This window comes from Paenarthrobacter sp. JL.01a, from assembly GCF_025452095.1.
In the GTDB taxonomy this organism is placed as follows: Bacteria; Actinomycetota; Actinomycetes; order Actinomycetales; family Micrococcaceae; genus Arthrobacter.
Genome location: NZ_CP104877.1, coordinates 1,042,916 through 1,060,343, shown reverse-complemented (window position 1 = coordinate 1,060,343; position 17,428 = coordinate 1,042,916). Strand labels below are relative to the sequence as shown.

Here is a 17,428-nt window from a genome sequence, read left to right as displayed (position 1 = left end):
CTTGGCCGGGCACTTCTCCCCATTCCGCCGCCAGCCCCACGCCGATACCGTGAGCCTTGGCGCCAGGTTCGGCGCGCGGAGTGTATTGGGGGAAATTCGTGGGAGAAATCCGGGCCGATTCCAGGCTCAACATTGTTGAGATCAGCGGTCTGGCATGGGCGGCAACTGTCCGCAAGGCCGCCGAACTGATGGACAGCGGCCAGGACGAAGACCTTGCCGCCTATCAGGCCTCCTTGCAGGCGCAGGGTGACGTCACGCCGGAAATTGCAGAGGAACTCCTCGGCGCCGCCATTCTCGACGCCCGTGGGGTGATGTCACAGCAATGGGTGCTGGCAGTCTTCCTTGCGGCGTCGGCACCGCTGAGAGCGTCCACCGTCGTTCAGCATGAGGGCACGCTTCAGTCTGAGGGCACGCTGGAGTCGATCCATACTGACATCGGCATCGCGGGCGGGCGGGGCGTTGGCCTCTCGTATCGCCGCCGCATCAGCACCGAAGCGGGAGGTGGTGCTGTCACGGAAGTCCGCAACGCCGTCGAGGTTTCCTTTTTCCGGGAGGAGGACGCTTGGGCGTCCCTCAGCCGTCATTTTCCGGACCTGCCCCGGCTCGTTGACTCCCCCGGCAATCTTCCGCAGGCAACGGCCGCCGACGTCGGCTGCACTATCCACCTCGAGGTGACGGCGGTTCCCCCGGGGAGGCACGGTTCCCAGCCATACCAACGCCGCCACAGCTGGGGCCTCGCCGAACACCTGTACTCCTTGGAGGCAAGCCCCGGGGACACTGCCACGGTCTCCTTGATGCCCGTCCCTGCCACCGACATTGCAAGCGAGTTCGCCTGGTCCGTGCTGGGCGGCCGTGAATACCTCGCCAGCGCCCGCGTCGAAGTGAGCAACGGGAGCGTGCACGCATGAGCCTGTATGGAATGGACGTGGAGGCCGGCCGGCGCCTCAGCAAGGAGTTTGCCCGGAGCAGCCAACGGTTGCTGGACCTCAGCGGCAGCCTCACTCCGCTCATCGCCGACGTGGAGTGGTACGGCGACGACGGGCAACGGTTCACCCACGACTGGAAGGCCTACCGCAGCCAACTTGTCGCCGCCGGGCATGCGCTCGAAGCCGCCTCACAAGCCGTGCAACGGAACGTTGACAAGCAGCTGGAAGCCAGCGCCACATCGGCCGGCTCCGCTGGTACGTCCACTTTGGACCGGCTGCTGGACGCGGCCGCTGACGATGCCGGCGAGCTGTGGAGCACCTTCGGCAGGGTCAACCGTGTGCTTGCCGGCACCGCCTCAAGCATGTGGTACCTCGCGCAGGACCTGGCGCCCCTCCCCATCGGAAACCTGATGGATGCCGAGGAGAACCGCTTCACTCGTTTCGGCGACCTGGTAAACATGGGCTGGGGTTGGCTGACGTCAGGTGAACCACCATCGATCACCCAGCTGGTGTCCAACGGCGTGCTACTCGTCGCGGCGACGCTGAACACCGCCGCGACGGTGACGGGTTTCGGTTTCCAGAACCCGCATTTGTTGGATGATGGTCGGCCGGTGGCGGGGAATCCCCTTCCGCTGACGGTGGGAACGCCCGGAAAAACAGATGCCAACGGCAGGGCCGTCACGCCTGTTCCCTCAAGCATCAGTGCCATCCTTGCCGCTACTGACGCCGCATACTCTGACGCTGGAAAGGACGGCACGGAGGACACCGGCATCAGGATCACCACGGTCGAAAAGCCAGGCAGTCCGCCTGCCTACATCGTGAGCATTCCGGGCACGACGCGGTGGATGCCCGATGGTGCGGCCAACCCTACGGACCTCACCGGAAACCTTGAACTCGCCGGTGGGAACCTGTCCACGGCCGCTCAGGCCGTGAGCCTGGCAATGGAGAAAGCCGGGATTCCTCCTGGTGCGCCAGTCATGCTGTCAGGGCATTCCCAGGGTGGGATGATCGCCACGGCGTTGGCCTCGGACAGTGGATTCACGGACAGGTTCAACGTGACCAATGTGGTCACGTATGGCTCTCCGGTGGACTCGGCTCCCATCCCGTCATCAATCGATGTACTGGCTCTGCAACACTCCGGCGACCCCGTTCCCAAAGTTGACCTGGCCGATGTCACCATGGCGCCCGGAGGGGTCTCCATGAGCCGGGACAACAACGCCGTGGTGGTTACATTGCCCAATCCGGACATCGATCCCGGTTTCGGCGGGTTGAGCTACCACGATTCCTACCGCTACGTGGACTCAGTCACCCGGTTGGAAGGCGGCGGTCCCATCAACCAGTACAGTCAAAAGGACTCCACCCAGCAGTTCCTGACCAACGACGCAAGCCAGGTGTCCTCTACCGTGTCCAACATTTCCCGAAAGCAGTGATCTTGAGCAAACTTCCCAGAGCACTGGCAACAGTCCTGATCATCGGGCTGTTAATCCTCGGCGTCACCGCCTGCGGCGTTGGTGGTCCATCCAAGGCGGAACGGCTCGGCAAGGACATGGAGGACGCGGCAGGCTCCGTACCCGGAATCCAGGATGCCCAGGTGCACGTGAACATGAACACATCCGGAAACTTCATCACCGCGAAGCTGACAGGGACGGGCTCTGACCAGGCCGCACTTGCCGGGGCCTTGGACGGAGCGTTGCCGGCAATGCTCGAGAAGACCAAGGAGCTGGACTCCGGTTCCTTCTCGGTCAGTATCTTTTCGCCGGACGATACCGTATCCGTCGGGGCAGCGGAGCTGGGCTACACCGGCGGCACCTCGCTGGTGGACATCCGCGACTACTTCCTCAACCGGCCCTGAGCGCCGTCCGTTCAGTCCGTACGCGTTGGGCGATCACCAGGCCCGCTGCCGCCAGGCCTATGGTCACGGGATAGCCCATGAGCCGTTCCAGGGTCCCGGGCTGGGGTACGTCCATTCCCGTGATCCCACCCACCACCAGCGCAAGAAGGCAGACTGTTGCGCAGGCAGCGAGGAACCAGCTGACCGGCGTCTGCCGGAACCACAGAATGGCCAGCAGCAGCAGCGCAAAGCCTCCGCCGATGAAGAACATGAGTGCCCCGGCGAAGTGCCACGGGGAGCCAGCGTCCTCGGGTACGAGGCCAACAATCACCGTTCCCAACCCCGCGACGCCGGTGAGTATCCGGATAGCTACAGCCAGAATCCAGGGCACCGTCAGCACGCGGGCGACAGCCAGGCTGTCCCCGGCCGCGCGGAAACGCCTGGCATGGACGCCCGGCCTGGCCGCCACGCACAAAAGCCCCGCCGTCAGGAAGAGGGCGCCAAGGACCAAGGCCAGGCCCTGGACCACGAAGGAGGCATTCATCAGCCAGTGCAAGGGCGAACACACGGCCCGGTCCTCATACACGCCGCAGGAAACAGCGCCCAGGTCGCTGATGAAACCGGTGGCCCTGCTGTAGGGCTGCGGGCCGGCCCAGGATTCGATCACGGCAGCCTCCGCCACGAAATACTGGACCACGCTCAGCTGGGCCCATCCGCCGATGTTCGCCCTGGTACTGCGCAGGTCCGGAAGGAACGCTCCGGCCTGTACGGGTGCAATCTGGTGGCCATTCATGACCGTCAGCCTAGCCGTGTTCGGGCGGCGCCCCGGCAGCTTGTATGCTTGTAGTCGTGTCCGGGCCCTCGAGCTCCAGCAGTGGGATTCCAAGCCGTGGACACACAGGCCCTCGTAGCTCAGTGGATAGAGCACGGCTCTCCTAAAGCCGGTGTCGTTGGTTCGATTCCAATCGAGGGCACTTGAACCATCAGCAGCCCACCCCGGACCTGCGGGCCTACCTGGCCGGCAGCTGGGTGGTGGAGCGGACACTCCTGGACCGTGCCACGGGCACCAAAGGTTCCTTCACCGGCGTCGTGCGCTATCAAGAGAACCCCGACGGCGGGCTGGACTACCGCGAAGACGGAACCATGCACTGGCCCACCCACTCGGGACCCGCCTTCCGCGAATACCGCCTGAGGCCGGGCAGCAGCCGGGAGTCCATGGACGTGTTCTTTCCTGACGACCGGCCCTTCCATGTCATGAGTTTCACGGAGCAGGGCCACCAGGACGAACACTGGTGCGATCCGGACGATTACCGCGTCAACTACCTGTGGGAGGGGCCGGACGCGTTCAGCTTCACCTGGGACGTCCGCGGGCCGGCGAAGGACCTGCTGCTGGAATCGCACCTGAGGAGGAATGCATGAACGTGATCGTGGTCAGCGCCGTCTGCGTCTACAACCAGGCAGGCCAGCTCCTCACCGTCCGAAAACGCGGCACGGAGAAATTTATGCACCCCGGCGGAAAGCCCGAGACCGGAGAAACGGCTGCCGAGGCAGCGTCCAGGGAGCTCCTCGAAGAAGTCGGCATCGAGGTGGCCCCGGAGGATCTGGAACCCTTGGGCCTCTGGCATGCCGTCGCCGCCAACGAGGACGAAACCACCATCGAGGCCACCGTTTTCACGGCCCCGGGGACGTGGGAAGCGCACCCCTCTGCGGAAATCGCCGAAATCCGCTGGCTCGACCTTGGTGCTCCCCTGCCCGACGACCTTGCCCCGCTCCTGACGGACCACGTCCTCCCGGCCCTCGCAGCACCCAACTAGGGGACAGCAAACGCTCCACTAAGGTGCCAGTGGAGCGTTTGCTGTCCCCCAGTTGGGTCTACAGCTCCGGGACCGCTTCCTGGGCCACCGCCGTAGCCTCGGCGAACTGCGTGCGGTAGAGCTCCGCGTAGCGGCCGTCCGCCGCCAGCAACCCGCTGTGGGTGCCGCGCTCCACGATCCGGCCGTCCTCCACCACCAGGATCGCGTCCGCGGCACGGATGGTGGACAAGCGGTGCGCAATCACGACGGCGGTACGCCCCTCGAGCGCCTCGCCCAAAGCGGCCTGAACGGCAGCTTCGTTGGTGGAGTCAAGCGCTGCCGTAGCCTCGTCCAGGATCACGACGCGGGGCTGCTTGATCAGCAACCGCGCGATAGTGAGCCGTTGGCGCTCGCCACCGGAGAGCCGGTAGCCGCGCTCCCCCACCACGGTCTCCAAACCATCGGGCAATGACCGGATCATGGGCTCCAGCCGCGCACGCCGGAGCACGTTCCACATGTCCTCCTCGGTGGCATCCGGCCGGGCGAGGCGCAGGTTCGAGGCGATGGTTTCGTGGAAGAGGTGGCCATCCTGGGTCACCATGCCCAAAGTGTCACGAAGGGAATCGAAGGTGATGTCCCGGACGTCGGTACCCGTCTTCGGTCCGTGGCCGCCGAAGCGCACGGCTCCGGAATCGACGTCGTACAGGCGGGACAGCAGTTGGGCGATGGTTGACTTCCCGGCGCCGGAGGAACCCACCAACGCCACAGTCTGGCCCGGTTCAACCCGGAAGCTGATCCCATGCAGCACTTCCTCCCCACCGCGGGTGTCCAGCGTGGACACTTCCTCCAAGGACGCCAGGGACACCTTGTCAGCCGACGGGTAGGAGAAGCGGACATCGTCAAACTCCACCGCAACCGGGCCGGGGGCAACCTCGACGGCGTCCGGCTTCTCCGTGATGAGAGGCTTGAGGTCCAGGATCTCGAAGACGCGCTCAAAGCTGACCAGTGCGCTCATGATCTCCACCCGGGCGTTGGACAGTGCCGTCAACGGTGCGTAGAGGCGGGTCAACAGGAGCGCCAGGACCACCACATCGCCCGGAGCGAGCTGGCCGCTGAGGGCCAGCCAACCGCCGAGGCCGTACACAAGTGCCAGAGCCAAAGCGGAAACCAAGGTCAGGGCCGTGACGAACGTGAACTGGAGCATGGCGGTCCGGATGCCGATGTCACGCACGCGTCCGGCCCGGTCAGCGAACTCTCGCGATTCCTCGTCCGGGCGGCCAAAAAGCTTCACCAAGGTGGCACCGGGGGCGGAGAAGCGCTCCGTCATCTGGGTGCCCATGGCGGCATTGTGGGCCGCGGCCTCGCGTCGGAGATCGGCCAGTTTCGAACCCATGCGGCGTGCCGGGATCAGGAAGATGGGCAGCAACACCATGGCGAGCACAGTGACCAGCCACGAGGTATTGAGCATCACGGCAAGGGTCAACGCCAAAGCCACCACATTGCTGACCACCCCGGACAGGGTTCCGGCAAAGGCGGACTGGGCACCGATGACATCGTTGTTCAAACGGCTCACCAAGGCACCGGTCCGTGTCCGGGTGAAGAACGCAATGGGCATGCGCTGCACGTGGTCGAACACGCGGGTGCGCAGGTCCACGATGACACCCTCGCCGATCGTTGAGGAGAGCCAGCGCGTCAGCAGCCCCACTCCGGCCTCGCCCACCGCGACGATCGCAATGAGAACGGCCAGCCAGATGACCGTTCCCACACCTGCGTTGGCGATGATCGCGTCCACCACCTGCCCGGCGAGCACCGGGGTGGCCACGGCGAGGAAAGCGCCCGCAATGGAGGCGATGACGAAGGCGATGAGTTTGCCCTTATGCGGGGCTGCAAAAGCCAGGACCCTCTTCAGGGTTTCCTTGGAGAACGGCTTGGAACCGCTCTTGGCAGTGGTGATGTTGTACAGCGAGCTCCAGGCCACGCGGTCCATGCTCATGCGTTACTTCTCCTGGCTTGGGTTGTGGTGAAGCTCCCGGACTTGTCCGTTGTCCAGATGCCACCGTGAATCGAGTCGGACGTTTTCCAGCAGGCGGCGATCGTGGGTGACCAGCAGGAGCGCACCTTCGTAGCTTTCCAGTGCCTCTTCGAGCTGTTCGATTGCCGGCAGGTCCAAGTGGTTGGTGGGCTCGTCCAGGACCAGCAGGTTCACCCCACGCGCCTGCAGCAAGGCGAGCGCAGCACGGGTCCGCTCCCCCGGGGACAGCGAGTCCACGGTGCGCGCGGTGTGGTCTGCCTTGAGGCCGAACTTGGCAAGGAGGGTGCGGACGTCCGCGCTGTTCCAGTCCACCAGCACAGCTTCCACGGCATCACCCAGCGGCTGGCCGCCGTCGAGCAGTCCTCGCGCCTGGTCGATTTCGCCGATGGCGACGGACGCACCCATGGAGGCTTCGCCGTCGTCGGGCTTCTGCGTTCCCAGCAGCAGTCGCAGCAGCGTAGACTTGCCCGCGCCATTCGGTCCCGTGATGCCGATCCGTTCCCCGCCATTGAGTTGGAGGTTGACCGGTCCCAGAGTGAAGTCGCCTTGGCGGGCGACGACGTCGCGCAAGGTGGCGACGACGGCACTTGAGCGGGGTGCCTGGCCGATGCTGAACTGGAGCTGCCACTCCTTGCGGGGCTCTTCCACCTCGGTGAGCCGGGCGATGCGGGACTCCATTTGCCGGACCTTCTGCGCCTGCTTCTCGGAGGATCCGGTACTGGCGGCGCGACGGATCTTGTCGTTGTCCGGGTTCTTCTTCATGGCGTTCCGGACGCCCTGGGAGCTCCACTCACGCTGGGTGCGGGCGCGGGAGACGAGGTCGGCCTTGGTGTTGGCGTATTCCTCGTAGCGCTCACGGGCGTGCCGCTTGGCGACGGCACGCTCTTCGAGGAAGGATTCGTAGCCGCCGTCGTAGACTGCCACCGAGTTTTGGGCCAGGTCCAGCTCCACGACTGTCGTGACACAGCGGGCCAGAAATTCGCGGTCGTGGGACACCAGGACCACCCCACCACGCAAACCCTGGACGAAAGCTTCAAGGCGTGCCAGTCCATCGAGGTCGAGATCGTTGGTGGGCTCGTCCAGGAGCACCACATCGAATCGGCTCAACAGCAACGCGGCCAGCGCCACCCGGGCCGCCTGCCCGCCGGAGAGGCCGGTCATCAAGGCGTCGGCGCCGAGCTCGAGCCCGAGGTCGGCCAGGACAGCGGGGATGCGGTCTTCCAGGTCCGCTGCACCGGAGGCCATCCAGCGGTCGAAGGCAACCGAGTAGGCGTCATCCGCGCCGGAAGCTCCCGAACCGAGCGCTTCGGCCGTGGTTTCCATCTCCAATGTGGCTTGGGCGCAGCCGGTGCGGCGCGCGATGTAGCCCGCGATCGTCTCTGCCTGCGTGCGCTCGTGTTCCTGCGGCAGCCAGCCCACAAAAGCATCCGCGGGCGCCAGGCTGATGCTGCCCGCCTGTGGCTGGTCAACGCCGGCCAGGAGGCGAAGCAGGGTTGATTTGCCGGCACCGTTGGCGCCCACCACGCCCACCACGTCCCCTGGTGCCACTGTGAGGGACAGTTTGGAAAAGAGTGTGCGGTGGCCATGACCACCGGCAAGTTCCTTGGCCACCAAGGTTGCAGTCATTTGTCTATCCTCCAGCAAAGGGAACGCGGATGGTTCGGCCGCGATTCCCGCGGGCATGGAAAAACCCGCCGGTCCGGACTTGGGGGGTGTACGGACCAGCGGGTTCAATCACCAAGCATAATTCAATGTGGCGACGGCGTAAAATCGATCTGTACTCCCACTTACAGCATTCCGCTGGTTTGCCGCGTCACATCACAGAGAGTTCCCCATGCCCCTACAGTCCAAGGCGTTCCAGCGCTGGCTTCATGGCGTTGCGCCCGATGCCAGCACGGCGGACGTTTGCAGGATCGCCGGCATCAAGAGGACAACCTTGGCCCAGCAACTGGTCCGCGGCAAGGTGGCCGAATCCACGCTGGTGAGCATCAGCCGGGGCTTCAACATCAACCCCGTCCAGGCACTCTCCACCTTTGACCTGTACTCCGATCTCCGCGGGGATCCCGTGCCGCCCACCCCCTGCGAGCTGGTGAGCCAGGTTGCCACCATCGACCTTTTGCGTGCGGTGGTCGAACGCAGCGAGCCCGGTTCCGGGCCGGCCGCGCCCCTTTCGGAGCCACCGCACCCAACGTCGATCCGCAACTGGGTGGACGCGATCGACGACGGCGAGCTGCGGCACCGGGTCAGCGGCACCACGGGCATCGCTCCCCAGAACTTCTCCGCCCACCTGACAGCCAACCGGCTTCCACCGGAACTCGCGATCGCCACCTCGCGTGCTGCCGGCGTCGGCCCGGCGGGAGGCTTGGTGGCAGGGGGACTGATCACCGAAGCCGAGGCCGGATGGGTTCCCAATGCCCGCCGCGACGCTTTGGACCGGATGAGCCAAAGTGCACTGGTGACCCTTGCCGGTGAACGGCTTATGGCGTTGGGCAAGACTCTTCGCCGACAGGAACAAGACCACGAACGTACTGAAAGAATTTGGGAGAACCTCGGATGACGGCTGTCCTGCCCTGGGTCACGCTGGTTGTTTGCCTTGCGATCACTGTCGCACGGATACCCAGCGCGCTGCGCGGGGAAAACCGCGTGGTGTTTTACATTTTTTCGTTGATCTCTCTCAGTATCTTCATCAGCATCGAAGATCCCTACCTCGTGATTGATGGTTGGTTGGGCGGGATGAACATCGGCAACCTGATCCTGCGCTTCCTGCTGTATGCCACGTTCTTCTTCATGGGCATCAAGATCGCCACGGCCTTCGGGTCGGAGTCCGCCTTACGGGCCATCCGTGGTCCCATTGGCATCACGGTCGCGGCGATCGTGGGCGCGTTGACCATCTACTTTTTCCTCATCACGGACACCCGGGGCTCGTCGGCCGGGATGAGCGGGCTGGTGTGGGGACCATCCTTGGAGGCCTACGCCTTCATGGGCCGCTTCTATCCAGGGTTCGTGGCCGCGTGTCTGCTGCCTGCCATCTGGCGCACGGTGGTGAGCCAGGCCCCGGTGCTCCTGCGCCTCGCTTCGGGCTTGCTGCTGCTGGGTTTGTCGCTGCTTTTGCTGTCCCAGCTCTTTCCTCTGATCCCTTTTTCGGAGGCTTGGTTGCGCGTGCTTATCAACTACTCCGCAGCCATGTTCACCTGCATTGGATTGGCTGGGATCAGGTTCTCGAAGGCCTTCGCGCGTCGCAAACGACGTCTCTCGGCGTAAGACTTTCACAAAACCATTAGATCGTGGCACAATCATGAATGTGTGAATGCGGTTGCAGCCTGACACCGGAATCAGAGAACGGGTTTCCGGTGGATGTGGCGCCCAAGTGAGCACAATTGGGGGGATGAGTGGTGGCGGGCTGTTGGGGACCGCCCCCACTCAGCCTTTTTAACGCCACATTCGCCCGGCATCGGTGTACACCGCAATACCGTTCCCCTGCGGTGGCTAAGATGGCTCCATGAACAGCCTCCGCACCCGTCGTTCCGTCCTTGCCGCCACCCTGGCTTCCGCTGCCCTTGCCCTTTCGGCCTGTGGCGGAGGATCAGCACCGGCGCAGTCCGGCGGGGACACGTCCCTGTCCGACGTGAAGTCCAAGGGCGAATTGGTCATCGCCACCGAGGGTACCTACCGCCCGTTCAGCTTCCATGCCGAGGGCGCTGGCGACCTCACCGGATTCGACGTCGAAATCGCCAAGGCTGTGGCCGAAAAGCTCGGCGTCAAAGCGTCCTTCCAGGAGACCCAGTTCGACGGCATCTTCGCGGGCCTCGATTCCAAGCGCTTCGACACCATCGCCAACCAGATCTCCATCAACGATGAGCGCAAGGCCAAATACGAATTCTCCAGCCCCTACACCATCTCCACCGGCGTAGTGGTCACCAAGTCGGACAACTCCAGCATCAACAGCTTCGCCGACCTCAAGGGCAAAACCACCGCGCAGTCCCTGACCAGCAACTTCTACAAGATGGCCGTTGAAGCCGGAGCCAATGTCCAGGCCGTTGAAGGTTGGGCGCAGTCCGTCACTCTGGTCCAGCAGGGACGCGTCGACGCAACGGTGAATGACAAACTCACCTACCTGGACTATGCCAAGACCACTCCCGATTCCGGCCTGAAGGTTGCGGCGGAGGCGCCGGACAAGACAGAAAGCGCGTTGGTCTTCCGCAAGGGCTCCACTGAGCTCACCAAGGCCGTGGACAAGGCTTTGGAAGACCTCCGTGCGGACGGAACGCTGGCAAAGATCTCGGACAAGTACTTCGGCGCGGACGTCACCAAATAGATGAACTGGGACCTCGTCTGGAGTTCCTTCGGGCCGCTCATCACCGGGGCCGTGACCGGGACCATTCCGCTAACACTGATGTCCTTCGCCTTTGGGCTGGTGCTTGCCTTGTTCGTGGCCTTGCTGCGGTTGAGTCCCAACGTCGTGCTCTCGGGAATCGGCCGTTTCTATGTGTCGGTCATCCGCGGCACTCCCCTGCTGGTGCAGCTGTTCGTGATCTTCTACGGCCTGCCCAGCGTTGGAGTGAAGCTTGATCCCTGGCCCAGTGCGGTCATCGCGTTCTCCTTGAACGTGGGCGGTTACGCGGCCGAGATCATCCGGGCCGCCATCCTGTCCGTGCCCAAGGGTCAATGGGAAGCCGGACACACCATCGGCATGTCCAACCGGCAGACCCTGGTGCGGATCATCCTCCCGCAGGCTGCCCGGGTCTCCGTTCCGCCGCTGTCCAACACCTTCATCTCCCTGGTGAAGGACACGTCCCTTGCATCACTGATCCTGGTCACCGAACTGTTCCGGAATGCCCAGCAGATCGCCGCTTTCAGCCAGGAGTTCATGGCCCTGTACCTGCAGGCAGCCCTGGTCTACTGGGTCATCTGCCTGGTTCTTTCCACAGCGCAGTCCGCGGTGGAACGAAGATTGGACCGCTATGTCGCCCACTGATCACTCCAGCATGGTCCTGGAGGCACGGAACCTCGCCAAGTCCTTCGGCAGCAACACCGTTTTGCGGGACATCGACATCGATATCCGACGCGGACAAGTAGTGGCCCTCATCGGGCCCTCCGGCTCCGGGAAGACCACAGTCCTGCGCTCCCTGAACGGCCTGGAAATTCCCGACGCCGGTACTGTCACCTTCGGGGACAGCGATGGCACCGGCGCGCTCGCCATCGATTTCGGTGCCAAGGTGGGCAAGAAGGCGGTTGCTGCCCTGCGCGACCGCAGTGCCATGGTTTTCCAGCACTACAACCTGTTCCCTCATATGACAGTGCTGAAGAACATCATCGAAGGCCCCGTCCAGGTACAGAAGCGTCCCAAGGCCGAGGCCGTCGCCGAGGCCGAGCGTCTGCTGGAGCGTGTGGGTCTGGCTGACAAACGCGACGCATATCCCTTCGAGCTCTCCGGCGGCCAACAGCAGCGGGTGGGCATCGTCCGGGCGCTGGCCCTGAAACCCCAGCTCTTGTTGTTCGACGAGCCCACCTCAGCCCTGGATCCTGAGCTTGTGGGCGATGTGCTGGGCGTCATAAAAGAGCTGGCGGAAGAAGGCTGGACCATGGTGATCGTGACCCACGAGCTGGCATTCGCCCAGCACGTGGCGGACGAGGTCATCTTCATGGACGGTGGAGTTGTCGTTGAACGCGGCCCCGCTGCCGAGGTGCTCCGGGCACCCCGGCAGGAACGGACCAAACTTTTTGTGAAACGGCTCCAGCACGACGTCTAAGCTGGTGGGGAGAAATTGGGGGGTCTGACATTGGACGAGACAAGCGTCAAACCGGAGAGCGGCAGTTCGCGGCGCACCACGCTCATCGTGGTGATCGTGGCCATCGCACTGGTAGCGGGAGGCTTCGGCACGTGGTTCGCGCTGTTCCGCCCCACCGGGGTCCAGCGGGCGGATGTTGAGCGCCTGGACAAACAACGCGGAATCGTGGACAACTCCATGAACCTCTACGATCCGCTGCTCCAGGAGTTCACGGCCCGCTATACCAACGTGGTGGCACAGGCGGACGAGGACCAGGAAAAAGACTACGTGCTGAGCCGGGAAAGCGAACTGATCAAGCGCGAATCGGAAGCCAATACCGGCAGGCTGAACGCCATGGCCGCCTCTCCGGTGGTCCAAGAGGAAAATGTGGCTGCCGCTTTCCAAAAGTTCAAGGAAAACTACGCCGCTGTCATCGCCTACAGCGACCAGCAGCTCATTAATACCGCCAACATCACCCGATCGGTGGGAGGTCCCTGCGCACCGCTCCACAAGGACCTCAACGTGGCCGGCGAGAACTATTCGGCGGACTACGTCAAGACCGCCGATGCATGCTTGGAAGGGTTGGCCAGCGCCAAAGACAAGGCCGATGAAGAGACAGTAGCGCTCCTCACCGGCATCGAAGCTGTGGTCAAGGGGCAACGGGACAAGCAGCAGGAAGTCCTGAATCAGACAGAGCCGCTGGCCCGTTTGGCCAAGAGCACCACGGCAGGAGTTGCCCTTCTCGATATCAACGATGCCTTGAATAAAGTGCGAACGACGTATGAGGAGGCCGTCAAAGCCAAATCGACCAAACTGGTTGAGGACGCCAACTCATCCAATGCCGATCTTGAAGGTGCCTTGAAATCCCGCTTGCAAAGTTTTGATGCAACCGGTCGAGAGGGGAATTAACCATGACGATTGAGCACCCCGCGACCAATCCCGCCCCTGCCCGCCCCCGCCGTCGGGCTATTTTGGCGATCAGCATCATTGTTGCCGTACTGGTGATCGCTGCCGCCGCCTTGGTGGCTGTCAATCAGTTCTCCAGCCAGCAGAAGAAGGAAAGTCTGGCATCACTGAAGGAAGACCGCCTGAACGCCTTGGGTGATGCCCGGAACAAAATCCAGCCGGCGGTCAACGCATATTTGGCGGCGTACAAGAAAGCCCGCAACACTCCTGTCTCGCGGGACCAGGCCGTGCAGGACAGCCAGAAGGAAAAAGAGGAATTCCAGCAGGCCACCACGTCTGCCCGCTCCGCCCTTCAGGAAGTGAAGTCGGGGAACGACTCCGGTGACAACCCCGTGGGAGTGGCGGTGCTGCAGCTGGTGGACTCACACGAGCGCTACTTCGATTACATGGAGGGCTTGGTGGAGTCCTACCCGCAGTTTGATGGCCTTTTCCGCGAAGATGACGCCGCTGGATGCAACGGCTTGTTCGTGGGCTCCAAAGCGGCCACACTGCGGGAACGCCAGACCCTCCTGGCCCAGGCAGCGGCTCCCTGCCGCAAGGCAGCCAGTGAACTCAAGCAATCAAAGAACAACGCATACGTGGAGTTCGCCCGCACCTTCGACAAGCACGTGGCCGACCTCGAGGCACGCGCCGAGGTCACGGCGGCAGGCGAAGAGAAGTACGCGGAGTTCGTCCGCGCCAAGGATGATCTGGTCAAAAAGGCAGACGATGCCGAGGCCCGGAACGCACCAAGCGAAGAGGTGCTGAAAATCGCCGACGAAGCCAAAGCGGTCAACGCCCGGATCCGTGCCAACCGGTCCGAATTCGATTTCGCGGCAAAACGCTACCTGTCAGGCGTCAAAGAGATGCCCTCCCTCATCGAGAATGTTTTCTCCAAGGAAGTCGCCGCCGACATCAAGCACTTCGACTCCGTCATTCCCGCCCGCGTACAGATCCTGAAGGACAGCGTCGACGTTCAGCTGGTGGAGTAGCCTCCCCGAGGACTACCGCGAGAAGCGCAGCGTGACCAACTGAAACGGGCGAAGCACCAGGCGCACCGTGGAGTCGTCCCCCACAGTGACCCCGGAGGTCTCCGTAGCCCGCTCCAAGAGGTCCGTGGCACTGACACCCGTGGCGGCAAAGCCGGGCTTCACCTGGGCAGCTGAGCGCTCACCCAGGGATTCGTAGAGCCTCACCACAACATCACCGGAGCCGTCTTCGGCCAGTTTCACGGCTTCCACCACGATCGCCGGGTTGGATACCGAAACCAACGGATCAACGGCGTGCCCGCCGGTGACAAAACGCGGCTTGAGGTTGGTCCGGTACCCCTCCTCCACGGCGTCGGCTATCGCCGCTCCAGGCCGGATGGAAAGCTCCAGCGTGTGTTCGCCCCGGTCCGCTTCCGGATCCGGGAAACGGGCGGAGCGCAGCAGCGAGGTGCGGACCGTCGTCGTCGTTCCACCGTCCTGGCGGACCGCCCTGGTGACGTCGTGTCCATAGCTGGAGGCATTGCTGATGGCTACGCCGTAACCCGGTTCAGCCACGTGGATCCAACGGTGGGCACAGATCTCGAACTTCGCCGCTTCCCAGGACGTATTGGTGTGGGTGGGCCGGAACACGTGGCCAAACTGCGTCTCCGAGGCGGAGCGGTCCGCGCGGACATCCAGCGGGAAAGCGATTTTCAGCATCTTCTCGCGTTCCTGCCAGTCCACCGTGGTGGCGATCCCCAGCGAGGTTGCGCCGGCGTCGAGCCTCAGTCGCTGCGTAATGGTGGACGCGCCCACCGTGCGCTTGACCAGCACGACGGCGCCCGCCGGGGTCCGCTCGAGATCGACGGCTTCAGCGTCGGTCAGCGGGGTGACGTTACGGCGGTAGAACTCTTCGATGTCCCAGGCATCCCACTCGTTGGGAGTGTCCCTGAACAGCTCCAGCAGATTGGCAGCCTGCCCGGGCGCGATGGCCTCCCGGCCACTGGCATGGTCCATCACCGAGGTCAGCAGGCCGTTCGCATCCACGACAACCCGGATCAGTCCGTTATCCAGCACGAAACCGCCTTTGGACTGCTCCACGTGGACGCCCGCACCGGGTTGGGTGGTCTCGGCGACGCCCAGGGCAGGCACCCCGCTTCGCTGGTGCGGAGCGGCGTTCAGGAGGAATTCGGATTGGCCTTCTCCCACCAGCGCTTGGGCCGCCTGCGCAATGATCTGCTCAAGGTCGCGGGAGATCGCCTCGTAATTCCGCTCGGCATCCTGGTGGACCCAGGCGATGGAGCTGCCCGGAAGGATGTCGTGGAACTGCTGCAGGAGCACCAGCCGCCACAGCCGCTTCAGTTCATCCTGGGGATACGTGTAATCGCTGCCGAGACGGACCGCCGCCGTGGAGCACCACAACTCTGCCTCACGCAGCAGATGCTCGCTGCGCCGGTTGCCCTGCTTGGTCTTGGCCTGGCTCGTGTACGTGCCGCGGTGCATCTCCAAGTACATCTCCCCCACCCAGACAGGCAGGTTGGTGTACTCGGCCTCAGCCTTGGTGAAGAAGTCCCTGGCGGTACCCATCCGTACCTTGGGCGAGCCCTCCAGGTCTGCGGTTCGGTGCGCGGCAGCCACCATTTCGCGCGTAGGGCCGCCACCGCCGTCGCCGTATCCAAACGGCACCAGGGACATCGTGCCCCGGCCGTGATCGCGGTAGTTTCGCTCTGCGTGCGCCAGCTCGCGGCCGTGAAGCTCAGCGTTGTACGTATCCACCGGCGGGAAGTGGGTGAACAACCGGGTGCCGTCGATGCCCTCCCACGAGAACGTGTGGTGCGGCATGCGGTTGACCTTGTTCCACGAAATCTTCTGGGTCAGGAACCACCGTGAACCGGCCTCCTTGACGATCTGCGGGATGGCCCCGGAGTAGCCGAAGGAGTCCGGCAGCCAGGCCTCCTGGCATTCGATGTCGAACTCCTTGAGGAAGAAGCTCTTGCCTTCGACGAACTGGCGCGCCATGGCTTCGCCGCCGGGCATGTTGGTGTCTGATTCAACCCACATGCCACCCACGGGGATGAACTGGCCGGCCTTGACCTTCTCCCGGATGCGAACGAAAAGCTCAGGGAAGAATTCCTTCATCCACGCCATCTGCTGCGCGGAAGAACAAGAGAAGACGAACTCCGGGTCCTCATCCATGAGCGCCACGACGTTGGAGAAGGTCCTGGCGCACTTGCGGATGGTTTCACGGACCGGCCAGAGCCAGGCGGAATCGATGTGGGCATGGCCAGTTGCCAGAAGTTCGTGGGCCGAGGCGTAGGCGGGGCGGCCCAGGACCTCCTTCAGCGCTTCCCGGCCGGCGGCGGCGGTTCCCGCGACATCGTCCGGGTCCATGATGTCCAGCATGCGTTCGAGTGCACGCAGGATCTCGTGGCGGCGGGGCAGTTCCATGGGCAGTTCATGCATTAGGCCGCTGAGGGTCCAGATGTCCTGGTTGAGCTCCCAGACGGTCTCGTTCAGTTCGGCAATGGCGATACGGCCAAGGCGGTAGCGCGGCTCGTCACCCGAGGTAGCCTTGTCCCCCAGCGGCGTTGGGGCAAAGGACCAGCCCTGCGCGACATCCGGGTTGGCCGCGGCTTCCACATAGAAATCGACCGAGAGCCCCCCACCCAGAAGCTTGAGGGGAACGTGGTAGTTGCGCGGAGAAATAGCCTTGATGATGCTGCCATCGGCGCGCCAGGCGGTTCCCTCGCACTGGAACCCGGGCACGTCGCTGTTGAAACCGAGGTCCACGATGATCTCCACGGCCGTGGAATCGGACATCCCCCAGTCCTGCGGCACCTCACCCTGCAGGCGCAACCACTTGGTGCTCCATGCCTTGCCCCATGGCGCGCCCGGCTCCTGCGGGGTGAACAGCTGGCGCATCGCGTCTGCGGCAGGGACGGGCTCGCCCGGAGCATCCCAACTGCTCAGTTGCAGCGGTATCGCCCTGCCGTAAATGGCCGGAAGAATGCGGTCCCGAACGAATCGATCGAGACGCTGTTCAGTGATCCGGCGGTCGTCGTGCAATTAATTCCCCTTTTGGCGTTGACTGGGTGGCAAGGCTTGATGACCGGGCGCCGGCGTGCCTGGCGAGGACGGCGTCGTGGTTGTCGCCGCGTTTCCAAT

Annotated in this window: 16 protein-coding genes and 1 tRNA gene; 13 read left to right on the top strand and 4 right to left on the bottom strand. The window is 63.8% G+C overall.

Going from position 1 to position 17,428, the window contains the following annotated elements:
- Nucleotides 1-98 precede the first annotated feature (98 nt).
- Genes N5P29_RS05215 through N5P29_RS05205 form a run of 3 tightly spaced genes read left to right on the top strand, consistent with a single transcriptional unit; the run spans nucleotide 99 to nucleotide 2,778 of the window.
- A complete protein-coding gene (locus N5P29_RS05215) occupies nucleotides 99-908 on the top strand; it encodes a hypothetical protein (protein WP_262277588.1) in 810 nt (269 codons plus the stop codon).
- Nucleotides 905-2,356 carry a PGAP1-like alpha/beta domain-containing protein gene (locus N5P29_RS05210; RefSeq protein WP_262277587.1) on the top strand — a complete coding sequence of 484 codons (1,452 nt, stop codon included), beginning with the start codon at nucleotides 905-907 and terminating at the stop codon, nucleotides 2,354-2,356. The genes N5P29_RS05215 and N5P29_RS05210 overlap by 4 nt, the downstream gene beginning before the upstream one ends.
- Complete coding sequence (locus N5P29_RS05205) at nucleotides 2,353-2,778, top strand: hypothetical protein (RefSeq protein WP_410007896.1); 426 nt, start codon at nucleotides 2,353-2,355, stop codon at nucleotides 2,776-2,778. Before N5P29_RS05210 ends, N5P29_RS05205 begins: the two co-directional genes overlap by 4 nt.
- On the opposite strand, the gene N5P29_RS05200 is transcribed toward N5P29_RS05205, so the two are convergent.
- On the bottom strand, nucleotides 2,765-3,550 hold the full coding sequence (locus tag N5P29_RS05200) for a DUF998 domain-containing protein (RefSeq protein ID WP_262277585.1): 786 nt from the start codon (nucleotides 3,548-3,550) through the stop codon (nucleotides 2,765-2,767). The genes N5P29_RS05205 and N5P29_RS05200 overlap by 14 nt on opposite strands.
- A gap of 108 nt (nucleotides 3,551-3,658) precedes the next feature.
- Here N5P29_RS05200 and N5P29_RS05195 point away from each other — a divergent pair.
- The 3 genes from N5P29_RS05195 (at nucleotide 3,659) to N5P29_RS05185 (ending at nucleotide 4,571) form a co-directional block, all read left to right on the top strand.
- Nucleotides 3,659-3,731, top strand: a tRNA-Arg gene (locus tag N5P29_RS05195).
- 1 nt (nucleotide 3,732) lies between these two features.
- Nucleotides 3,733-4,176 carry a DUF6314 family protein gene (locus tag N5P29_RS05190; RefSeq protein ID WP_262277584.1) on the top strand — a complete coding sequence of 148 codons (444 nt, stop codon included), beginning with the start codon at nucleotides 3,733-3,735 and terminating at the stop codon, nucleotides 4,174-4,176.
- A complete protein-coding gene (locus N5P29_RS05185; RefSeq protein WP_262277583.1) occupies nucleotides 4,173-4,571 on the top strand; it encodes an NUDIX hydrolase in 399 nt (132 codons plus the stop codon). The genes N5P29_RS05190 and N5P29_RS05185 overlap by 4 nt, the downstream gene beginning before the upstream one ends.
- A gap of 58 nt (nucleotides 4,572-4,629) precedes the next feature.
- On the opposite strand, the gene N5P29_RS05180 is transcribed toward N5P29_RS05185, so the two are convergent.
- The gene (locus N5P29_RS05180) at nucleotides 4,630-6,543 is read right to left on the bottom strand and encodes an ABC transporter ATP-binding protein (protein WP_262277582.1); all 1,914 of its coding nucleotides are present in this window, start codon (nucleotides 6,541-6,543) and stop codon (nucleotides 4,630-4,632) included.
- A 3-nt stretch (nucleotides 6,544-6,546) separates the two neighbouring features.
- Nucleotides 6,547-8,208 (bottom strand): ABC-F family ATP-binding cassette domain-containing protein, encoded by a 1,662-nt coding sequence (locus N5P29_RS05175; protein ID WP_262277581.1) that lies wholly within the window; start codon nucleotides 8,206-8,208, stop codon nucleotides 6,547-6,549.
- A gap of 208 nt (nucleotides 8,209-8,416) precedes the next feature.
- Between N5P29_RS05175 and N5P29_RS05170 the strand changes: the two genes are divergently transcribed.
- The 7 genes from N5P29_RS05170 to N5P29_RS05140 all read left to right on the top strand — a co-directional run bounded on the left by N5P29_RS05170 (nucleotide 8,417) and on the right by N5P29_RS05140 (nucleotide 14,287).
- A complete protein-coding gene (locus N5P29_RS05170; protein WP_262277580.1) occupies nucleotides 8,417-9,139 on the top strand; it encodes a hypothetical protein in 723 nt (240 codons plus the stop codon).
- Nucleotides 9,140-9,246: 107 nt separating this feature from the next.
- Nucleotides 9,247-9,843: a hypothetical protein gene (locus N5P29_RS05165; RefSeq protein WP_262277579.1), complete on the top strand. Its 597-nt coding sequence runs from the start codon at nucleotides 9,247-9,249 to the stop codon at nucleotides 9,841-9,843.
- A gap of 238 nt (nucleotides 9,844-10,081) precedes the next feature.
- Entirely contained in the window at nucleotides 10,082-10,897 is an 816-nt protein-coding gene (locus N5P29_RS05160; RefSeq protein WP_144662678.1) for an amino acid ABC transporter substrate-binding protein, read from the top strand.
- The gene (locus N5P29_RS05155) at nucleotides 10,898-11,557 is read left to right on the top strand and encodes an amino acid ABC transporter permease (protein ID WP_144662679.1); all 660 of its coding nucleotides are present in this window, start codon (nucleotides 10,898-10,900) and stop codon (nucleotides 11,555-11,557) included.
- Complete coding sequence (locus N5P29_RS05150) at nucleotides 11,544-12,332, top strand: amino acid ABC transporter ATP-binding protein (RefSeq protein WP_315973376.1); 789 nt, start codon at nucleotides 11,544-11,546, stop codon at nucleotides 12,330-12,332. The genes N5P29_RS05155 and N5P29_RS05150 overlap by 14 nt, the downstream gene beginning before the upstream one ends.
- A gap of 30 nt (nucleotides 12,333-12,362) precedes the next feature.
- Nucleotides 12,363-13,259, top strand: coding sequence for a hypothetical protein (locus N5P29_RS05145; RefSeq protein ID WP_262277578.1), 897 nt, complete (start codon nucleotides 12,363-12,365; stop codon nucleotides 13,257-13,259).
- Between the two features lie 2 nt (nucleotides 13,260-13,261).
- Complete coding sequence (locus tag N5P29_RS05140; protein ID WP_262277577.1) at nucleotides 13,262-14,287, top strand: hypothetical protein; 1,026 nt, start codon at nucleotides 13,262-13,264, stop codon at nucleotides 14,285-14,287.
- A gap of 12 nt (nucleotides 14,288-14,299) precedes the next feature.
- Here N5P29_RS05140 and N5P29_RS05135 read toward each other — a convergent pair whose 3' ends face one another.
- Nucleotides 14,300-17,329 (bottom strand): alpha-mannosidase, encoded by a 3,030-nt coding sequence (locus N5P29_RS05135; protein ID WP_262277576.1) that lies wholly within the window; start codon nucleotides 17,327-17,329, stop codon nucleotides 14,300-14,302.
- Nucleotides 17,330-17,428: the final 99 nt, after the last annotated feature.

Coding starts and splice junctions, on each gene's coding strand:
- N5P29_RS05140 (WP_262277577.1), top strand. CDS start 13,262: ATGACGATTGAGCACCCCGCGACCAATCCCGCCCCTGCCCGCCCCCGC.
- N5P29_RS05200 (WP_262277585.1), bottom strand. CDS start 3,550: ATGAATGGCCACCAGATTGCACCCGTACAGGCCGGAGCGTTCCTTCCG.
- N5P29_RS05170 (WP_262277580.1), top strand. CDS start 8,417: ATGCCCCTACAGTCCAAGGCGTTCCAGCGCTGGCTTCATGGCGTTGCG.
- N5P29_RS05180 (WP_262277582.1), bottom strand. CDS start 6,543: ATGAGCATGGACCGCGTGGCCTGGAGCTCGCTGTACAACATCACCACT.
- N5P29_RS05150 (WP_315973376.1), top strand. CDS start 11,544: ATGTCGCCCACTGATCACTCCAGCATGGTCCTGGAGGCACGGAACCTC.
- N5P29_RS05210 (WP_262277587.1), top strand. CDS start 905: ATGAGCCTGTATGGAATGGACGTGGAGGCCGGCCGGCGCCTCAGCAAG.
- N5P29_RS05160 (WP_144662678.1), top strand. CDS start 10,082: ATGAACAGCCTCCGCACCCGTCGTTCCGTCCTTGCCGCCACCCTGGCT.
- N5P29_RS05155 (WP_144662679.1), top strand. CDS start 10,898: ATGAACTGGGACCTCGTCTGGAGTTCCTTCGGGCCGCTCATCACCGGG.
- N5P29_RS05175 (WP_262277581.1), bottom strand. CDS start 8,208: ATGACTGCAACCTTGGTGGCCAAGGAACTTGCCGGTGGTCATGGCCAC.
- N5P29_RS05185 (WP_262277583.1), top strand. CDS start 4,173: ATGAACGTGATCGTGGTCAGCGCCGTCTGCGTCTACAACCAGGCAGGC.